This window comes from Mycobacterium sp. TY814, from assembly GCF_030755175.1.
Classification (GTDB): Bacteria; Actinomycetota; Actinomycetes; order Mycobacteriales; family Mycobacteriaceae; genus Mycobacterium.
Genome location: NZ_JAUFRY010000002.1, coordinates 541,571 through 559,508 on the forward strand (window position 1 = coordinate 541,571; position 17,938 = coordinate 559,508).

Below are 17,938 nucleotides of genomic sequence, written 5' to 3' on the forward strand. Positions count from 1 at the left end.
GGACGTGCGTCTGGTACCGGCCGCGCTGACCGCCTGGGTCGTGACGGCGGCCGGAACGGCGTGGCCCGTCGGCGGCACGCTGGCCTGCTGCTGCGCCGTGGTGGCCGCCGCCGCGGCCGTGCTGTGGCTGCGGGTGCGCTCCGGACCCGCAACGGGGACTGCCGCGCTGTGCGCCGGGCTGATGGCGGTCGGGGTGGTGGGCGCGGGGTACGGGATGGCGATCGCCCTGCGCGCCGGGGCGGTCGCGCACCACCCGATCACCTCGGCATTCGGCACCGTCGCGCCGGTGACCGTCGTACCCAGCGAGACCCCACGTCCGCTGGGGCGTGGCCGGATGATGTTCCGGGCCACCCTGCAGCGGTATGGCGATGACGAAGTAACTGGCCGGGTGACGGTTTTCGCAAACGCTGCGGATCTCGATGCGGACGAGTTGACGGTGGGCCGGCCGGTGCGGGTGATTGCCCGCATCACCCGGCCGGCGCGCCGCGATCTGACGGTCGCGGTACTGACCGCGGTGGGCCGGCCGGAGCAGGGCCGCGCGCCGCCGGTATACCGGGCCGCGCACACGGTCCGCGGGCGGTTCGCGGTCGCGGTACGCCGCGCGCTGCCGGCCGATCAGGCCGCGATGTTGCCTGCGCTGGTGCTCGGCGACACGTCGCTGGTGGCCACGGGCACCAGCGATGAGTTCCGCGCGGCCGGGATGAGTCACCTGACGGCCGTATCGGGGGCCAACGTCACGATCGTGTGTGCCGCGATGCTGCTGTCCGCGCGGCTGGTCGGACCGCGGCCCGCCGTGCTGCTGGCCGCCGTGGCCCTGGTCGCCTTCGTGTTCGTGGTTCAACCGACGGCCAGCGTGTTGCGGGCCGCTGTGATGGCCGCCATCGCGTTGGTCGCGATGGTCTCTTCGCGCCGGCGCCAGGCGATTCCGGCGCTGTCGGCCACCGTGCTGGTGTTACTGGTGGCGGCTCCCCACCTGGCCGTCGATGTCGGGTTCGCGCTGTCGGTCATCGCCACCGGGGCACTCGTGGTCGTGGCCCCCGGCTGGTCGCGCCGGCTGGTCGGTCGGGGCTGGCCGAAACCGCTGGCCGATGCGGTCGCGGTCGCCGGGGCGGCCCAGGTGGTGACGGCGCCGCTCGTCGCCGCCATCTCGGGCCGCTTCAGCGCGGTGGCCGTGCTGGCCAATCTGGCTGCAGCGCCGGCGATCGCACCGATCACGGTGCTGGGAACCGCGGCCGCGGTGGCGGCGGTCTGCTGGCCGGCGGGTGCGCAGCTGCTGATCCGGTTCACCGGCCCCGAAGTGTGGTGGGTGCTGCACGTCGCGCACTGGGCCGCCGGCGTCCCTGGCGCGAGCGTTCCGGTGCCTGCCGGAGCTTCCGGTGTGCTGGTGGTCGGCTGCGCGACGGTCGTCGTCATCGTGCTGGCGCGCACGCGTCGCGGTCGACTGGTACTGGCCTGGGTGACGGTCGGGTGCGCGGTGGCGTGGTCCGTGTCAGACGCCGTCGCACCCCCGTGACACCATCGACGGATGAGCGGGGAATCGTCGTTGCACCTGGTGCTGGGGGAAGAGGAACTGCTGATCGAGCGGGCTGTCGCGCAGATTCTGCGGTCGGCCCGGCAGCGGGCCGGCGCCGCCGCGGACGCGGGCATCGCCGACGTCCCGGTCAACCGGATGCGGGCAGGTGACGTCAGCACCTACGAGCTCAGCGAGCTGCTGAGCCCCTCCCTGTTCGCCGAGGAACGGATCGTGGTGCTCGAGGCCGCCGGCGAGGCGGGCAAGGAGGCGGCCGCATTGGTGGCGTCGGCCGCCGCGGACCTGCCGGCGGGCACCGTGCTGGTGGTGGTGCATTCCGGCGGCGGGCGGGCCAAGGCGCTGGCCGCGGACCTGCGGTCATTGGGTGCCCAGGTGCACCCGTGCGCTCGAATCACCAAGGCCGGCGAGCGCAGCGACTTCGTCCGGGGCGAATTCCGCGCGCTGAAGGTCAGGGTCGACGACGAGACCGTGACGGCGCTGCTGGATGCCGTGGGCTCCGATATCCGGGAGCTCGCCTCGGCCTGTTCGCAGCTGGTCGCCGACACCGGTGGGTCCGTCGATGCCGCCGCCGTCCGGCGCTACCACAGCGGCAAGGCGGAGGTGAAGGGCTTCGATATCGCCGACAAGGCTGTGGCCGGTGACGTCGCCGGCGCCGCCGAGGCGTTGCGGTGGGCGATGCTGCGCGGCGAGCCGCTGGTGGTCCTGGCCGACGCACTCGCTGAGGCGATCCACACCATCGGCGTGGTGATGCCGCTCAGCGGTGACCCGTACCGGCTTGCCGGGCAACTGAAGATGCCGCCGTGGCGGGTGCAGAAAGCGCAGAAGCAGGCCCGGCGCTGGTCGCGCGATCGGCTGGCGGTTGCGTCGCGCGTGGTCGCCACCCTGAACGCGAACGTGAAGGGCGCAGTCGTGGACGCCGACTATGCGCTGGAATCCGCGGTACGGCAAGTCGCGGAGCTGGCCGCGAACTGACGGCTCTCCGGATTTAGCGGGAGAAGACTCAGCCGAGCTTGTTGAGCGAGCGCGCCAGCGCCGACTTCTTGTTGGCGGCCTGGTTCTTGTGGATGACGCCCTTGCTGGCCGCCTTGTCCAGCTTGCGGTTGGTCGACGCCAGCAGCTCTGCCGCCTTTTCCTTCTCGCCTGCGTGGGTGGCCTCGCGGAACGCCCGGATGGCCGTGCGGAGCGAAGACTTCACCGACTTGTTGCGCAGCCGCGCGCGCTCGTTAGTGCGGTTGCGCTTCTGCTGCGACTTGATGTTGGCCACGCGTCAGTTCCCTATCCCGTTTCGTTTTGGCTTTGCTCGGGGTACCTGCAACCCGATAGCGACTGCTCAGGTTATCAGTCGGTTACGTTTTCGCCCAAAAGCGGAACTCTCGGTCTGCCGGGATGGGGGAATTGAGGCAGCATGACACAGGTGAGTTTTCCGAACCAGATCGAGGCAACCCAGCGGCGGTCGCGCGTCCGTTCCGAGCGCATCTTCGAGGGCTACAACACCTCAGACGCCTATTCATTGGCCTTCGACGAGATGTTCGACGCGCAGGGCAACGTGCGCGGCCCCTACAAGGGCATCTACGCCGAACTGGCGCCCACGGACGCCTCCGAGCTCAAGGCCCGGGCCGACGCGCTGGGCCGCGCGTTCATCGATCAGGGCATCACGTTCTCCCTGTCCGGCCAGGAGCGGCCGTTTCCGCTGGACCTGGTGCCGCGGGTGATCTCAGCCGCCGAGTGGACGCGCCTGGAACGCGGCATCACCCAGCGGGTGAAAGCCCTCGAGATGTACCTCGACGACATCTACGGCGACCAGGACATCCTGCGTGACGGGGTGATCCCGCGCCGGCTGATCACCTCCTGCGAGCATTTCCACCGCGAGGCGGTAGGGATCGTCCCGCCCAACGGGGTGCGGATCCACGTCGCCGGGATCGACCTGATCCGCGACGAAAAGGGTGATTTCCGCGTCCTCGAGGACAACCTGCGCTCGCCGTCGGGTGTGTCGTACGTCATGGAAAACCGGCGCACCATGGCGCGGGTTTTCCCGAACCTGTTCGCCACCCACCGGGTCCGCACCGTCGACGACTACTCCTCGCACCTGCTGCGGGCGCTGCGCAACTCGGCGGCCACCAACGAGGCCGACCCCACCGTGGTGGTGCTGACCCCCGGCGTCTACAACTCGGCCTATTTCGAGCACTCGCTGCTGGCCCGCCAGATGGGCGTGGAACTCGTCGAGGGCCGCGACCTGTTCTGCCGCGACAACCAGGTCTACATGCGCACCACTGAGGGGGAGCGTCAGGTGGACGTCATCTACCGGCGCATCGACGACGCCTTCCTGGACCCGCTGCAGTTCCGGGCCGACTCGGTGCTGGGGGTGGCCGGGCTGGTCAACGCCGCCCGTGCCGGCAACGTTGTCATCTCCAGCTCGATCGGCAACGGCGTCGGCGACGACAAACTCGTCTACACCTACGTGCCGACCATCATCGAGTACTACCTGGGCGAGAAACCGCTGCTGGCAAACGTGGACACTTACCGCTGCTGGCTGGACGACGAACGCGAAGAAGTGCTCGACAGGGTCCGGGAACTGGTGATCAAGCCGGTAGAGGGGTCCGGCGGCTACGGCATCGTGTTCGGCCCGGAAGCCTCCGAGAAGGAACTCGCCGCGATCAGTAAGAAGATCCGCGACGATCCGCGCAGCTGGATCGCCCAGCCCATGATGGAACTCTCCACCGTGCCCACCCGGATCGAGGGCAACCTGGCGCCGCGCTACGTCGACCTGCGGCCGTTCGCCGTCAACGACGGCAACGAAGTGTGGGTGCTGCCCGGCGGGCTGACCCGCACCGCACTGGTCGAGGGATCGCGCGTGGTGAATTCCAGCCAGGGCGGCGGCTCCAAGGACACCTGGGTGCTGGCGCCGCGCACCTCGGTGGCCGCCCGCGAGCTGGGACGCGCCCAGGTGGTGCGGTCACTACCCAGGCCGGTGCCCGAACAGCACCCGGACGTCAACAGGCCGGCGCAGACCCAGCCCCTGCAGCAGCCACGCCAGACCCTCGACGGAGAGCCGAAGCGGGAACAACAGCAGCAGCAGCAACAGCAGCAGGTGATCGACTGATGCTGGCCCGTAACGCTGAGGCGCTGTACTGGATCGGCCGCTATGTCGAACGGGCCGACGACACTGCGCGCATTCTCGATGTCGCCGTGCACCAACTGCTCGAGGACTCCAGCGTCGACCCCGACCAGGCGTCCCGGCTGCTGCTGAAGGTGCTCGGCATCGAACCTCCCGACCACCGGCTCGACGTCTGGTCGTTGACGGATCTGGTGGCGTTTAGCCCCAACACCGACGGTGGGTGCTCGATCGTCGATGCGATCTCGGCGGCGCGGGAGAACGCCCGGTCGGCCCGCGAGGTCACCTCCAGCGAGACCTGGGAATGCATCAACACCACCTACCACGCGCTGCCCGAACGCGAGCGTGCCGCCAAACGCCTTGGGCCGCACGAGTTTCTGTCGTTCATCGAAGGCCGCGCGGCGATGTTCGCCGGGCTGGCCGACTCCACGCTGTCGCGCGACGACGGTTACCGCTTCATGGTGCTGGGCCGCGCGATCGAGCGGGTGGACATGACGGTGCGGCTGCTGCTGTCCCGGGTGGGGGACAGCGCCTCGTCGCCGGCGTGGGTGACGCTGCTGCGCTCGGCCGGGGCCCACGACACATATCTGCGCACCTATCGCGGTGCGCTGGACGCCGGCCGGGTGGTCGAGTTCATGTTGCTGGACCGGCTTTTTCCCCGCTCGGTCTTCTACTCGCTGCGGCTGGCCGAACACAATCTCGAAGAGCTGCTGCACAATCCGCAGAGCCGTATCGGCGCCACCACCGAAGCGCAGCGGCTGCTCGGTCAGGCGCGCAGCGAACTGGAGTTCGTCCAGCCCGGGGTGCTGCTCGAAACGCTGGAGAACCGGCTGGCGGGCTTGCAGCGAACCTGTCGAGATGTCGGAGATGCGTTGGCGCTGCAGTACTTTCACGCCGCGCCCTGGGTGGCGTGGACGGACGCCCGGCAGCGTGACGTTTTGGCGGACGCGCTGGAAACTCAAGGAGAATCCTGATGTGGCGGATGCGGGTGGTGCACACCACCGGGTATGCGTACCGGTCGCCGGTGACAGCGTCCTACAACGAAGCGCGGCTCACGCCGCGCTCCAACACCCGCCAGAACGTCGTGCTGAACCGGGTGGAAACCATCCCGGCCACCCGGTCGTACCGCTACATCGACTACTGGGGCACGGCGGTCACGGCTTTCGACCTGCATGCGCCGCACACCGAACTGACGGTGACGTCCTCGTCGGTGGTGGAGACCGAGCGACCGGAGCCGCCGGCGGCCAAGACCAGCTGGGAGGAGCTGCAGTCAGGGGCCATCATCGACCGCTTCGACGAGGTGCTGCGGCCCACCGACTACACGCCGAACAGCAAACGTGTTGCCGCCGTGGGCAAGCGGATCACCAAGAACCACGACCCGGCCGAGGCGGTGGTCGCCGCAGCGCGGTGGGCGCGCAGCGAGCTGGACTACCTGCCCGGGACCACCGGTGTGCACTCGTCGGGGCTGGATGCGCTGGAAAAGGGCAAGGGAGTGTGCCAGGATTTCGCCCACCTGACGCTGATTCTGTTGCGCAGCATGGGGATTCCCGGACGCTACGTGTCCGGTTACCTGCATCCGAAGCCGGACGCCGCGATCGGCAAGACCGTAGCGGGCCGCAGCCACGCCTGGATCCAGGCGTGGGTCGGTGGCTGGCTGAATTACGACCCCACCAATGACACCGAGATCACCGAGCAGTACATCAGCGTCGGGGTCGGCCGCGATTACGCCGACGTGTCGCCGCTGAAGGGCATCTATTCGGGGCTGGGCGCGACTGACCTCGACGTGGAGGTCGAGATCACCCGACTGGCGTAGCGCCCGGTCAGGCCGACGGGCCCAGCAGGTCCCGCACGCCCTGCATCGACGAGGCTGCGGCGGCTTCGGCGTTGGCGTAGGCGTTGCCCCCAGCGGTCAACGCTTGGACGAACTGATCGTGGAAGGCCGCCATCTGGTTGCTGATGTCAACGTATCCCCGGGCGTGCGCATCCCAGAATGTCGCGATGGCAGCCGACACCTGATCGGCGGCGGATGCGGGCACTCCTGCGGTCTGCTCGGCCGCGGTCGCATTGGATTCGCCGATGGTCGAGCCGATGCGGGCCAGGTTGCCTGCCGCGGCTGCCATCGCCTCCGGCCCTGCGACAAACCACGACATCCGGCATACCTCGAGTTCGGTGACGGCGGGCGACGACGGGCCGCCTTTTCGCCTCGCTAACTATTATTACGCGTCACGAGAGCCTACCGCTGCACAAATTTGTATTCGTGTGGGTTTTAGCCGTGTTTACCGGGGCTGCCGAACGTACCTGGTGCACCACCGGCCCCACCTGCACCATTGGTACCGGGAGCTATGCCTATCCCGCCCGGACCACCGTTGCCGCCGTTGCCGATGAACTGCGCATCGCCACCCGCACCGCCCTGGCCGCCGTTGGGGTTGCCGACGATGCCGACGCCGCCGGCACCGCCGTTCCCGGCGTTGCCGATGAGCAGGGCGCCGCTGCCACCCTGGCCGCCGAAGCCGCCGCCCGCGCCGCCTGTTCCGCCGTCGCCGGCGATGCCGAACAAGCCGACCAGGCCGCCCACCCCGCCGCTGCCGCCGGAGTTGGGGGTGGGCCCCAGACCGGTGCCGCCGTCACCGCCGGCGCCGGCAAAGCCGAAGAGCAATGCCGAGCGGCCACCGTCGCCGCCGTTGCCACCGAAGGTGGTCCCGGTCCCGCCGGTGCCGCCGTGTCCGCCGTTGCCGAAGCCGTATCCGGCTCCGCCGCCCGCACCGCCGTTGCCGCCGAAGTCCCCGTTCCCGCCACCGCCGCCGACACCGCCGGCGCCGAACAGCGCCCCGCCCGCGCCGCCGTCGCCACCCTGACCACCCTGGTTGCCGCCGCCGTTGCCACCGAGCCCGCCGAGGCCGCCGTTGCCGAACAACTGTGCGTCGCCGCCCATGCCCCCGGCCCCGGCGGCGCCGACTCCACCGGCCCCGCCGGCGCCTCCGGCACCACCATTGCCGTAGAACAGGCCACCCGCGCCGCCGTTGCCGCCGATCCCGGCGGCGCTGGAAGCTGTGCCGGCCACCCCGGCGCCACCGGCTCCGCCGGAGCCGAGCAGCCACGCGCTACCGCCGTTCCCGCCAGCGGCCCCCGCGGCACTGATGCCGCCCGCGCCGCCGTTGCCGATCAGGCCCGCCGCGCCGCCGTTCCCGCCGGGGACACCCGCGAGGGTGCTGCTGCCGCCGCGGCCGCCGTTTCCGTAGAGCAGTCCGCCGGCCCCGCCGGCCTGTCCGATGCCGCCGACGGTTGCGCCGTCTGCGCCGTCACCGATCAGCGGCCGCCCGAGCAGCTGCTGGGTAGGCGCATTGATCACGCCGAGCAGCTCCTGCAGAGGCGACGCGGCCGCCGCCTCAGCGTTGGCGTAGGCGGCGCCGCTACCGGACAGCGCCCGGACGAACTGTTCGTGGAACGCCGACATCTGGGAGCTGATGTTCTGGTAACCCTGGGCGTGCGATCCCCAGAAGGCCGCGATCGCCGCCGAAACCTGGTCGGCCGCGGCTGCGGGGACCCCGGCCGTTTGCATCGCCGCGGCGATATTGGCCTCATCGATGGTCGAGCCGACGCCGGCCAGGCTGTTCGCGGCAGCCGCGACTGCCTCCGGCCCCACGGCGAACCACGACATGCGGCACCTTTCGACGAATCGGCAGGAGCGGATAGTACCGCGATGTCAGGCCGAAAACATCTATTTCCACCTGCACAAACATTTAGTGGCGCGGGTCTGCAAATTCGGCAGATGCGGACCCCGCCCGGGCGCGATCAGCGTGGCGAAACTTCCACGCGGTGCAGGTCGTCGCCCAGCTCGATGCGTCCGCCGAACTCGGTGGCGGCCAGTGACCGCCACTGCTCTTCCTGCCCGGGCACGATGGCGGGCACGTAGTGGGTCAGGATCAGAGTGCTTACCCCGGCGCGTGCCGCGGTCGCGGCGGCTTCCTGCACCGACGAGTGGTAGTCGCAGACGTCCTTCACCCGTTGCTGCGGAACATGGGTCAGGATGTCTTTGCGGATCACGGTGTGCACCAGGGCGTCTGCGCCGGCACTCAATTCGTCCAGCGTCGCGCAGGGCACCGTGTCGCCTGCCAGCACCACCGCCGCCCCGTCGAACTCGATGCGGAATCCGATCGTCGGTGCCACCGGACGATGGTCGGTGGGGGCCACCCGGATCGTCACGCCGTCGCGCTCCCAGACCGGCCCCTCGGTGTACTCATGGACCTCGATCGGCGGTGGCGCGTTCAGATCGGCGTGGTGGGCAATGCGGTAACCGATGTCGTGGCCGAACGCCTTCAGCGTCGCCTCGACCACGTCGGCGGTGCCCGGCGGCCCGATGATCTGCAGCGGCGGGGGATCCGGCGCGAAATTGGTCACCCAGCTGGTGATCAGCACGTCGCCGAGCTCGGCGATGTGGTCGCTGTGCAGGTGGGTGAGCAGCAGCGCCGAGAGCCCGGCGGCTCCCACGCCGACCGCCGCCGCACGTTGCAATACCCCCCGGCCGCAATCCACCAGGAACACCTGGCCGCCCGCGCGCACCAAAGTGGCGGGTCCGGCGCGGTTGGGATCGGGGATGGGGCTTCCGGTTCCGAGCAGGGTCACCTCGATCATGGACCCATCCTTACAAGCCGAGCGGATGTGTTCACCGCAATCGACCAGACACGGGTTCGATTGCGTCCTTTTCCGCCGGGCGAGTTAGTCGTAGCCTGTGTGAATCAGATCACCATCGACGGGAGGCATTGATGCGGATCGCGGACGTCTTGCGGAACAAGGGTGCGGCGGTGACGACGATCAACCCGGATGCGACGGTCCGTGAACTGCTTGCCGGTCTTGCCGAACAGAACATCGGCGCCATGGTGGTGATGGGCGACGAGGGCGTGGTCGGCATCGTGTCCGAGCGCGACGTCGTGCGCCAACTGCACGTACACGGTCCCAGCGTGCTGTCGCGCCCCGTCTCCAAGATCATGACCAGCGCCGTTGCCACCTGCACCAAGTCCGACACCGTGGACAGCATCAGCGTGCTCATGACGGAGAACCGGGTGCGTCACGTGCCGGTGCTCGATGGCCGCAAGCTGATCGGCATCGTCAGCATTGGTGACGTCGTGAAGACGCGGATGGGTGAGCTCGAGGCCGAGCAGCAGCAGCTGCAGTCCTACATCACCCAGGGCTGAGTTTCACCGCAAGTTCCACCCGCGAGCAGACGCGAAATCGCACGGGAGCAAACGCTCCGATGCGATTTCGCGTCTGCTCGCGCAACCTCAGCGCCAGGAGTACTCGGCGCGCAGCCGTGCCGCGACCACTTCGAAGGTTTCGCGTTCCAGGATCGCGCCCTCGCGGCGAATGCCTTCCTCCGGCACGTCGAGAACCCGGTCCAGCCGCACCCAGCTCGGCCTGCCCTCGTAATCCCAGTCACCGGAACCGATGGCGACCCAGTCCCGGTCGTCGGTGTGGCGTTCCTGGCTGGAGAGCATGAGCCCGAGCAGCACGGTGCGGTCCCGGCCCACCACCAGAACCGGCCGGTCCTTGCCGCGCGTCGGGTCGTCCTCGTAGACCACCCAGGTCCAGACGATCTCGCCCGGATCGGCCCGACCGTCAAGGTCGGGTGCGTAACTCACTTTGCGGGCCCGCTGCGCAGTCGGGAAGCTCGTTTTGGTCACCGGCCGGCCGGCGGTGATCTCGGTCGGCGGCGCCGGCAGACCCATCGCCATGATGTTCGCGGTGATCTTCACCGCCTGCTGGATGGTCTTCAGCGTCTCCTGCGTGTTCTGCAGGCGCTGAACGACCTTCGGAGCCTCGTTGACCAAGTTCTCCGCGAACCGCTGAAACGTCTTCCACTGTGACTTGCCGGACGACTTCTTACCCGGTGCCATGCTCGCAGCATAACCGCGCGATTGTGTCCCGGCTGCCGCGCACGGATACGCTGGGCATACTCGCTGACCGCCCGACCAGGAGATTTCCCATCGCCAGTTTCGCCGACACGACCTTCACCCCGCCGGCGCAGATTCGGAACTTCTGCATCATCGCTCACATCGACCACGGCAAGTCGACGCTGGCCGACCGGATGCTGCAGCTGACCGGGGTTGTCGACGAGCGCTCGATGCGCGCCCAGTACCTGGACCGGATGGACATCGAGCGCGAACGCGGCATCACCATCAAGGCGCAGAACGTGCGGCTGCCCTGGAACGTTGACGGCACGGATTACGTGCTGCATCTCATCGACACGCCCGGCCACGTCGACTTCACCTACGAGGTGTCCCGCGCCCTGGAGGCCTGCGAGGGCGCGGTCCTGCTGGTCGACGCCGCCCAGGGCATCGAAGCGCAGACGCTGGCCAACCTGTACCTGGCGCTGGACCGCGACCTGCACATCATTCCCGTACTCAACAAGATCGACCTGCCGGCCGCCGACCCGGATCGCTACGCCGGTGAGATCGCGCACATCATCGGCTGCGAATCCGGCGACGTGCTGCGTGTGTCCGGCAAGACCGGCGAGGGCGTCGCGGATCTGCTCGACCACGTGGTCCGCGAGGTGCCGCCGCCGCAGGGTGACGCCGAGGCCCCCACCCGCGCGATGATCTTCGACTCCGTCTACGACATCTATCGCGGCGTGGTCACCTACGTCCGCGTGGTCGACGGCAAGATCGTCCCGCGCGAACGCATCGCGATGATGTCCACCGGCGCCACCCACGAACTGCTGGAAGTCGGCATCGTCTCACCCGAGCCGAAGCCGAGCCAGGGACTCGGTGTTGGCGAGGTGGGCTACCTGATCACCGGCGTCAAGGACGTCCGGCAGTCCAAAGTGGGTGACACGGTGACGACTGCCCGCCACGGCGCCACCGAAGCGCTGACCGGCTACCGCGAGCCCAAACCGATGGTCTACTCCGGCCTCTATCCCGTTGACGGCAGCGACTACCCGAACCTGCGCGACGCCCTGGACAAGCTGCAACTCAACGACGCGGCACTGACCTACGAGCCGGAAACCTCAGTGGCACTGGGCTTCGGGTTCCGCTGCGGCTTCCTGGGCCTGCTGCACATGGAGATCACCCGCGAACGCCTGGAGCGCGAATTCGACCTGGACCTGATCTCGACCTCACCCAACGTCGTCTACCGCGTGGTCAAAGAAGACAATACCGAGATCGTGGTGACGAATCCGTCGGACTGGCCGGAGGGCAAGATCCGCACCGTCTATGAACCCGTGGTGAAGACCACCATCATCGCGCCCAGTGAATTCATCGGCACCATCATGGAATTGAGCCAGTCGCGCCGCGGCGAGTTGGGCGGCATGGATTATCTGTCGCCCGAACGGGTTGAGCTGCGTTACACAATGCCGTTGGGCGAGATCATCTTTGACTTCTTCGACTCGCTGAAGTCGCGCACCCGCGGGTACGCCAGCCTGGACTACGAAGAGGCCGGCGAACAGGAAGCGCAGCTGGTCAAGGTCGACATCCTGCTGCAGGGCGAGGCGGTCGACGCGTTCAGTGCGATCGTGCACAAGGACTCGGCGTTCGCCTACGGCAACAAGATGACCACCAAGCTCAAGGAGCTGATCCCGCGCCAGCAGTTCGAAGTGCCGGTGCAGGCTGCCATCGGGTCGAAAATCATTGCGCGCGAGAACATCCGGGCCATCCGCAAGGACGTGCTGTCCAAGTGCTACGGCGGTGACATCACCCGTAAGCGCAAACTGCTGGAAAAGCAGAAGGAAGGCAAAAAGCGGATGAAAACCATTGGGCGGGTTGACGTTCCGCAGGAAGCGTTCGTGGCAGCCTTGTCCACCGAATCGCCGGGGGACAAGGGCAAGAAGTAGCGCTCCGGCCGAAAGCAGGCCGGGACGCCCGGGCCGGGCTCAGACGGGCGCGTTGGCGGGCTGGAACGTCCCCGACCCGTCGGCTTCCTCCTCCGCCCGGATCACATGCACCACCGCGTTGATCAACGCCAGGTGGGTGAACGCCTGCGGGAAGTTGCCCAGGTGCCGTCCGGTCCGCGGCTCGATCTCCTCGGCGTACAGGTGCAGGGGACTGGCATAGGCCAGTAGTCGCTCGCACAGCCGCTTGGCGCGCGCCACCTCACCGATCTCGACCAGCGCCGACACCAGCCAGAACGAGCAGATGGTGAAGGTGCCTTCCTCGCCGGACAGCCCGTCGTCGGTCTCGTGCACCCGGTACCGCAGCACCAGGCCTTCCTCGGTGAGCTCGTCGGCGATGGCCAGCACCGTGGCGCGCACCCGCGGGTCGTCGGGCGGAAGGAACCGGGTCAGCACGACCAAGAGCAGCGACGCGTCGAGGGCGTCGTTGCCGTAGCGCTGGGTGAACACACCCCGGGAGTCCACGCCGTGCTCCAGGATGTCGGCCTTGATCTCGTCGGCGATCTCGTGCCACTGCTGGGCATAGCTGAGTTCGCCCTGCTTCTCGGCCAGCTTGGCCCCACGGTCCAGCGCCACCCAGCACATCACCTTCGACGAGGTGAAGTGCTGTGGCTCGCCACGCACCTCCCAGATCCCGCGGTCGGGCTCCCGCCAGTGCTTGATTGCCTCTTCGACCTGCTTTTTCAGCACCGGCCACAGCGTCTCGGGAACCTGTTCGCGCGATTTGGCGTGCAGGTAGAACGAGTCGAGCACCGAACCCCAGATGTCGTGTTGTACCTGGTCGTAGGCGCCGTTGCCGATCCGGACCGGGCGCGCGTGGTCGTAGCCGGAGAGATGGTTGAGTTCCTCTTCGACCAGGCTGCGCTCCCCGCCGACCCCGTACATCACCTGCAGCGGGTGACGTTCGTTGCTGTTGGCGCCGGAGACGTCGGCGATGAAGGCGAAGAAGTCGTCGGCCTCGCGGTCCAGGCCCAGCGTGTAGAGACCCCACAGTGCGAATGTCGAGTCGCGTATCCAGGAGTAGCGGTAGTCCCAGTTGCGCTCGCCGTGCGGCGTCTCGGGCAGCGAGGTGGTGCTGGCGGCCAGCAGCGCGCCGGTCGGCGAGTACGTCAGGCCCTTCAGCGTCAGGGCACTGCGCTGCAGGTAGGCGCGCCACGGGTGGTCCGGGAAGTTGCCGATATTGATCCACTGCCGCCAGCACTCGGTGGTCTGCCACATCTTGTCGGCGGCCTCTTGGTAGGTCTGCGGCGGCGGATGCTTGGTCCAGCTCAGCGCGACGAACACGTCGTCGCCCTCTTTCATCCGGGTACGGGCGCGCGCCTCGCGGCCCTCCAGCCCGATGCGCAGGTTGGTGGTCAGCCGCAGCGTCGGGTGGGCGTCAGGCTGCTTGCTGGCCCGGGCGATGGCCTCGCCGTACGCATTGGATGAGTACTCCCAGACCGCGCCGAGGCGGTGGTAGTCGAAGGCCGGTTCGCAACTCATCATCAGTTCGACGGTGCCGCTGACGCAGCGCACGGTGCGTAACAGGATGTGCTCGGCGTCCCAGTCCATCGGGGTGCGGCGATGCGTCCGGGAACGCCGTTCGATGTCATGCCACGGCCCCATCACCAGCGCGTCGCGCACGATCAGCCAGCCGGTATGGGTCTGCCAGGTGGTCTCCATGATCAGGCTGCCGGGCAGGTAACGCCTCGCCGAGGGTACCGAGACGCCGTAGGGGCCCAGCCGGAAATGGCCGGCGCTGCGGTCCAGAATCGCGCCGAACACGCTGGGGGAGTCCGGGCGCGGCACACACAGCCACTCCACCGAGCCAGCCGGCGAGATCAGGCAGGTCGTCTCCCAGTCCGACAGAAAGGCGTAATCGGCGATCGGCGGAAACGGGTTACGCGACGACGACGTGGACGCGTATGGCGCAATCGAGTCGAATTCGACGGGCATCGAAGGGTCGACCGTTTGAAGTTCAGTGGACGCGGAGACCGTCGGGGACTCCTCCGCCAAAGGGACCACCTCGTCGTTAGCTGTATCAGCGGCATCGGGGTGCAGGGCCATCCCGACATCATCGACCGTCGACCCGCTCTGCGTCCACCGCCGCAACCGAGGTGTTACGTGTGCGCAAACCCGTCCCGGCCACGACTAGGGTGGGCACGGTGAACGGCTTCCTCAATTGGTGGGACGGCGTTGAGCTGTGGCTCTCCGGCCTGCCGTTCGTGCTGCAGGCGCTGGCGGTGATGCCGGTGGTCCTGGGGCTGGCCTACCTGTTGGCGACGTTGCTGGACGCCGCGCTCGGAAAAGGAATCCAGTTGCTGCGCCGCGCCCGCCACTTCGACGAGACCTCCGGGTAATCACCATGCCCCGTTCGCACGTCACCCTTATTCTGGTCGCGCTCGTGGCCTTGGTCATCGTCACCTGGCTCGTCACCCACTGATTTGCCCGCCAAATTGCCGACGGCGTGAACTCTGTTAGGCTTCGCGACATGCATGCCGCAGCCCCTGTTCTGGAGCGCCGCGTTTCGGCGTTCGGCTGCGCTGTTTTCGCCGTGGTGAGTTGCGCCGCGGTCGATGCACGCTGTTGTCGCTGACTCCTGAACCCGTGTGCGGTCTGGTATGGAGTTCGTGATCTCCGTCGTTACTGACTAATCGCCTTTCCGCAGCGCACGGGACCCCAATCCAGATGTCCCGTACCGAAAGGCAATCGATGTCGCAGAGGTTCTCCGATCTCAGGTCTCGATGGCGGCATTGTGCCGCCCTCGTCCTGATTACCGGTGTCGCTGCCGCGTGCAGCGGTGGTCCCAGCGATGTCGTCGGTGGCGGGGGACTGGCTGACGCGAAGTCGAGCATCACGCTGGTCGCCTATTCGGTCGCCGAACCGGGTTGGAGCAAGGTGATTCCGGCGTTCAATGCCTCCGAGGAAGGCAAGGGTGTGCAGGTCATCACCTCCTTCGGCGCCTCCGGAGACCAGTCGCGCGGCGTCGCCGAAGGCAAGCCGGCCGACCTGGTGAATTTCTCGGTCGAGCCCGACATCACCCGTCTGGTCAAGGGCGGCAAGGTCGCCAAGGACTGGGACACCGGAGCCACCAGAGGCATCCCGTTCGGCTCGGTGGTGACGTTGGTGGTGCGCAAAGGAAACCCGAAGAACATTCACGACTGGGACGACCTGCTTCGCCCGGGCGTGGATGTGGTGACTCCCAGCCCGCTGAGTTCGGGCTCGGCCAAATGGAATTTATTGGCCCCGTATGCCGTCAAGAGTGAAGGCGGCCGGAACGGCCAGGCCGGTATCGAGTTTGTCAACCGATTGGTGAGGGAACACGTCAAAATGCGTCCAGGCTCGGGGCGAGAGGCGACGGACGTTTTCGTCCAGGGCAGTGGAGATGTGCTGATCAGCTACGAGAATGAGGCCATCGCCGCGGAGCGAGCCGGTAAGCCGGTCGAACACGTCACGCCGCCACAGACATTCAAGATCGAGAACCCGATGGCCGTGCTGAGCACCAGCACTCATCTCGCCGCCGCGACAGCCTTCAAGAACTTCCAGTACACCGCGGCCGCACAGACGCTGTGGGCGAAAGCCGGTTTCCGGCCGGTCGATCCCGCCGTCGCGGCGACGTTCCGGGACCAGTTTCCGGTGCCGCTGAAACTGTGGACCATTGCCGACCTGGGCGGGTGGGGCACCGTCGACCCGCAACTGTTCGACAAGAACTCGGGCAGCATCACCAAGATCTACACGCAGGCCACCGGATGACCGCCGTGACGACAACCCCGAATCCCGAGGCGATCCGGCCGGAACTCGAGGCCGACGCCCAACCGCCTACCGGTGGACGCACGGGCAGCACGTCCCTTCGGGTCGGCGTGGCGACCGTCTGGCTGTCGGTGATCGTGCTGCTGCCGCTGGCCGCCATCGTCTGGCAGGCCGTCGGCGGCGGTTGGGACGCCTTCCGGCTGGCCGTCACCTCGCACGCGGCACTTGAGTCCTTCCGCGTGACGCTGACCATTTCCGCCGGCGTCACACTGCTCAATACGGTGTTCGGGTTGCTGATCGCCTGGGTGTTGGTGCGCGACAACTTCTTTGGCAAGCGCATCGTCGACGCGGTGATCGACCTGCCGTTCGCGCTGCCGACCATCGTCGCCAGCCTGGTGATGCTGGCCCTCTACGGCAATCACAGCCCGGTCGGCCTGCACCTGCAGCACACCTCGTGGGGTGTGGGAGTTGCTTTGGCGTTCGTGACGCTGCCGTTCGTGGTGCGCGCCGTTCAGCCCGTGCTCCTGGAGATCGACCGTGAATCGGAGGAAGCGGCGGCGTCGCTGGGTGCCAGTGGACCGAAGATCTTCACCTCCGTCGTGCTGCCATCGTTATTGCCCGCCCTGTTGTCCGGTGCCGGACTGGCGTTTTCGCGCGCCATCGGCGAGTTCGGGTCGGTGGTGCTGATCGGCGGCGCGATACCGGGCAAGACCGAAGTCTCCTCGCAGTGGATCCGGACGTTGATCGAGAACGACGACCGCACCGGTGCGGCTGCGATATCCATTGTGCTGCTCTCGCTTTCGTTCATCGTGCTGCTCGTGCTGCGCCTCATCGGCTCCCGTGCGGCCCGGCGTGAGGAGTTGTCCGCGTGAACTCGTCCCGGACGGTCCGTTACCTGCTGCGCTACTCGGCGCTGGCGTATATCGCGGTGCTGCTGCTGGTTCCGGTGGTGCTGATCCTGTGGCGCACTTTTCAGCCCGGTCTGGGTCAGTTCTACGACTGGGTCAGCACGCCGGCCGCCGTCTCGGCGCTGAACCTGTCCCTGTTGGTGGTGGCGATCGTGGTGCCGCTGAATGTGGTGTTCGGGATCCCGACCGCATTGGTGCTCGCGCGCAACCGTTTTCGTGGCAAGGGCGTTCTGCAGGCGGTGATCGACCTGCCGTTCGCGGTGTCGCCGGTGATCGTCGGTGTGGCGCTGATCGTGCTGTGGGGCAGCGCCGGCGCCCTCGGATTCGTCGAGCGCGACCTTGGCTTCAAGATCATCTTCGGCTTCCCCGGCATCGTGCTCGCCAGCATCTTCGTCACGCTGCCGTTCGTGGTGCGCGAGGTCGAACCGGTGCTGCACGAGCTGGGAACCGATCAGGAGCAGGCCGCCGCCACGCTGGGTTCCGGTTGGTGGCAGACGTTTTGGCGGATCACGCTGCCGTCCATCCGCTGGGGCCTGACCTACGGCATCGTGCTGACCATCGCGCGCACCCTCGGTGAGTACGGCGCGGTGATCATGGTGTCGTCCAACCTGCCGGGCGAGTCGCAGACGCTGACCCTGCTGGTGTCCGACCGCTACAACCGGGGCGCGGAGTACGGCGCGTACGCACTGTCGACATTGTTGATGGGGGTGGCCGTGTTGGTGCTGATCGTTCAAGTGGTACTCGATGCCCGTCGGGCAAAAGCAAGCAAATAGGCCGGA

17 protein-coding genes are annotated in these 17,938 nt (G+C 67.7%); 11 read left to right on the plus strand and 6 right to left on the minus strand.

Features of this window, described 5'->3' with window-relative positions; all coding sequences use genetic code 11:
- Positions 1 to 4 precede the first annotated feature (4 nt).
- Positions 5 to 1,513 (plus strand): ComEC/Rec2 family competence protein, encoded by a 1,509-nt coding sequence (locus QXH22_RS16115; RefSeq protein ID WP_306248690.1) that lies wholly within the window; start codon positions 5 to 7, stop codon positions 1,511 to 1,513.
- Positions 1,514 to 1,543: 30 nt separating this feature from the next.
- Positions 1,544 to 2,503 (plus strand): DNA polymerase III subunit delta, encoded by a 960-nt coding sequence (gene holA, locus QXH22_RS16120; RefSeq protein WP_306248692.1) that lies wholly within the window; start codon positions 1,544 to 1,546, stop codon positions 2,501 to 2,503.
- A 28-nt stretch (positions 2,504 to 2,531) separates the two neighbouring features.
- On the opposite strand, the gene rpsT is transcribed toward holA, so the two are convergent.
- Positions 2,532 to 2,795, minus strand: a complete 264-nt coding sequence (rpsT, locus tag QXH22_RS16125) for a 30S ribosomal protein S20 (RefSeq protein ID WP_306248406.1) — start codon at positions 2,793 to 2,795, stop codon at positions 2,532 to 2,534.
- Positions 2,796 to 2,936: 141 nt separating this feature from the next.
- Between rpsT and QXH22_RS16130 the strand changes: the two genes are divergently transcribed.
- The 3 genes from QXH22_RS16130 to QXH22_RS16140 are packed head-to-tail and all read left to right on the plus strand — an operon-like array spanning position 2,937 to position 6,456.
- Positions 2,937 to 4,631: a circularly permuted type 2 ATP-grasp protein gene (locus tag QXH22_RS16130; protein WP_306248407.1), complete on the plus strand. Its 1,695-nt coding sequence runs from the start codon at positions 2,937 to 2,939 to the stop codon at positions 4,629 to 4,631.
- Positions 4,631 to 5,617 (plus strand): alpha-E domain-containing protein, encoded by a 987-nt coding sequence (locus QXH22_RS16135; protein WP_306248409.1) that lies wholly within the window; start codon positions 4,631 to 4,633, stop codon positions 5,615 to 5,617. Before QXH22_RS16130 ends, QXH22_RS16135 begins: the two co-directional genes overlap by 1 nt.
- Positions 5,617 to 6,456 carry a transglutaminase family protein gene (locus QXH22_RS16140; protein WP_306248412.1) on the plus strand — a complete coding sequence of 280 codons (840 nt, stop codon included), beginning with the start codon at positions 5,617 to 5,619 and terminating at the stop codon, positions 6,454 to 6,456. Before QXH22_RS16135 ends, QXH22_RS16140 begins: the two co-directional genes overlap by 1 nt.
- A 7-nt stretch (positions 6,457 to 6,463) precedes the next feature.
- Here the strand turns inward: QXH22_RS16140 and QXH22_RS16145 are convergent, their stop codons facing one another.
- From QXH22_RS16145 to QXH22_RS16155, 3 genes are all read right to left on the minus strand, one after another.
- The gene (locus tag QXH22_RS16145; protein WP_306248414.1) at positions 6,464 to 6,793 is read right to left on the minus strand and encodes a PE family protein; all 330 of its coding nucleotides are present in this window, start codon (positions 6,791 to 6,793) and stop codon (positions 6,464 to 6,466) included.
- A gap of 116 nt (positions 6,794 to 6,909) precedes the next feature.
- Positions 6,910 to 8,301: a PE family protein gene (locus QXH22_RS16150; RefSeq protein ID WP_306248416.1), complete on the minus strand. Its 1,392-nt coding sequence runs from the start codon at positions 8,299 to 8,301 to the stop codon at positions 6,910 to 6,912.
- A gap of 134 nt (positions 8,302 to 8,435) precedes the next feature.
- Positions 8,436 to 9,275 (minus strand): ribonuclease Z, encoded by an 840-nt coding sequence (locus QXH22_RS16155; RefSeq protein ID WP_306248417.1) that lies wholly within the window; start codon positions 9,273 to 9,275, stop codon positions 8,436 to 8,438.
- A gap of 131 nt (positions 9,276 to 9,406) precedes the next feature.
- Between QXH22_RS16155 and QXH22_RS16160 the strand changes: the two genes are divergently transcribed.
- Positions 9,407 to 9,835: a CBS domain-containing protein gene (locus tag QXH22_RS16160; protein ID WP_306248419.1), complete on the plus strand. Its 429-nt coding sequence runs from the start codon at positions 9,407 to 9,409 to the stop codon at positions 9,833 to 9,835.
- An 87-nt stretch (positions 9,836 to 9,922) separates the two neighbouring features.
- Here the strand turns inward: QXH22_RS16160 and QXH22_RS16165 are convergent, their stop codons facing one another.
- Positions 9,923 to 10,534 carry a type II toxin-antitoxin system PemK/MazF family toxin gene (locus tag QXH22_RS16165; RefSeq protein ID WP_306248421.1) on the minus strand — a complete coding sequence of 204 codons (612 nt, stop codon included), beginning with the start codon at positions 10,532 to 10,534 and terminating at the stop codon, positions 9,923 to 9,925.
- On the opposite strand from QXH22_RS16165, the gene lepA reads away from it, so the two are divergent.
- Positions 10,501 to 12,465, plus strand: a complete 1,965-nt coding sequence (gene lepA, locus QXH22_RS16170) for a translation elongation factor 4 (protein WP_371934236.1) — start codon at positions 10,501 to 10,503, stop codon at positions 12,463 to 12,465. The two genes, QXH22_RS16165 and lepA, sit on opposite strands and share 34 nt — an antisense overlap.
- Before the next feature lie 39 nt (positions 12,466 to 12,504).
- On the opposite strand, the gene QXH22_RS16175 is transcribed toward lepA, so the two are convergent.
- Positions 12,505 to 14,457, minus strand: a complete 1,953-nt coding sequence (locus QXH22_RS16175; protein WP_371934237.1) for a glycoside hydrolase family 15 protein — start codon at positions 14,455 to 14,457, stop codon at positions 12,505 to 12,507.
- A gap of 200 nt (positions 14,458 to 14,657) precedes the next feature.
- Between QXH22_RS16175 and QXH22_RS16180 the strand changes: the two genes are divergently transcribed.
- The 4 genes from QXH22_RS16180 to cysW all read left to right on the plus strand — a co-directional run bounded on the left by QXH22_RS16180 (position 14,658) and on the right by cysW (position 17,932).
- Entirely contained in the window at positions 14,658 to 14,861 is a 204-nt protein-coding gene (locus QXH22_RS16180) for a hypothetical protein (protein ID WP_306276897.1), read from the plus strand.
- A 352-nt stretch (positions 14,862 to 15,213) separates the two neighbouring features.
- On the plus strand, positions 15,214 to 16,254 hold the full coding sequence (locus QXH22_RS16185) for a sulfate ABC transporter substrate-binding protein (protein ID WP_306276289.1): 1,041 nt from the start codon (positions 15,214 to 15,216) through the stop codon (positions 16,252 to 16,254).
- Positions 16,251 to 17,123 carry a sulfate ABC transporter permease subunit CysT gene (cysT, locus tag QXH22_RS16190; RefSeq protein ID WP_306276290.1) on the plus strand — a complete coding sequence of 291 codons (873 nt, stop codon included), beginning with the start codon at positions 16,251 to 16,253 and terminating at the stop codon, positions 17,121 to 17,123. The genes QXH22_RS16185 and cysT overlap by 4 nt, the downstream gene beginning before the upstream one ends.
- The gene (cysW, locus tag QXH22_RS16195) at positions 17,120 to 17,932 is read left to right on the plus strand and encodes a sulfate ABC transporter permease subunit CysW (protein ID WP_306248428.1); all 813 of its coding nucleotides are present in this window, start codon (positions 17,120 to 17,122) and stop codon (positions 17,930 to 17,932) included. Before cysT ends, cysW begins: the two co-directional genes overlap by 4 nt.
- Positions 17,933 to 17,938: the final 6 nt, after the last annotated feature.

What these genes read in the sequence shown, in the direction of transcription:
- QXH22_RS16130 (WP_306248407.1), top strand. Translation starts at nt 2,937, where the DNA reads ATGACACAGGTGAGTTTTCCGAACCAGATCGAGGCAACCCAGCGGCGG.
- QXH22_RS16135 (WP_306248409.1), top strand. Translation starts at nt 4,631, where the DNA reads ATGCTGGCCCGTAACGCTGAGGCGCTGTACTGGATCGGCCGCTATGTC.
- QXH22_RS16140 (WP_306248412.1), top strand. Translation starts at nt 5,617, where the DNA reads ATGTGGCGGATGCGGGTGGTGCACACCACCGGGTATGCGTACCGGTCG.
- QXH22_RS16145 (WP_306248414.1), bottom strand. Translation starts at nt 6,793, where the DNA reads ATGTCGTGGTTTGTCGCAGGGCCGGAGGCGATGGCAGCCGCGGCAGGC.
- QXH22_RS16150 (WP_306248416.1), bottom strand. Translation starts at nt 8,301, where the DNA reads ATGTCGTGGTTCGCCGTGGGGCCGGAGGCAGTCGCGGCTGCCGCGAAC.
- QXH22_RS16155 (WP_306248417.1), bottom strand. Translation starts at nt 9,275, where the DNA reads ATGATCGAGGTGACCCTGCTCGGAACCGGAAGCCCCATCCCCGATCCC.
- QXH22_RS16160 (WP_306248419.1), top strand. Translation starts at nt 9,407, where the DNA reads ATGCGGATCGCGGACGTCTTGCGGAACAAGGGTGCGGCGGTGACGACG.
- QXH22_RS16165 (WP_306248421.1), bottom strand. Translation starts at nt 10,534, where the DNA reads ATGGCACCGGGTAAGAAGTCGTCCGGCAAGTCACAGTGGAAGACGTTT.
- QXH22_RS16175 (WP_371934237.1), bottom strand. Translation starts at nt 14,457, where the DNA reads ATGCCCGTCGAATTCGACTCGATTGCGCCATACGCGTCCACGTCGTCG.
- QXH22_RS16185 (WP_306276289.1), top strand. Translation starts at nt 15,214, where the DNA reads ATGTCGCAGAGGTTCTCCGATCTCAGGTCTCGATGGCGGCATTGTGCC.
- cysT (WP_306276290.1), top strand. Translation starts at nt 16,251, where the DNA reads ATGACCGCCGTGACGACAACCCCGAATCCCGAGGCGATCCGGCCGGAA.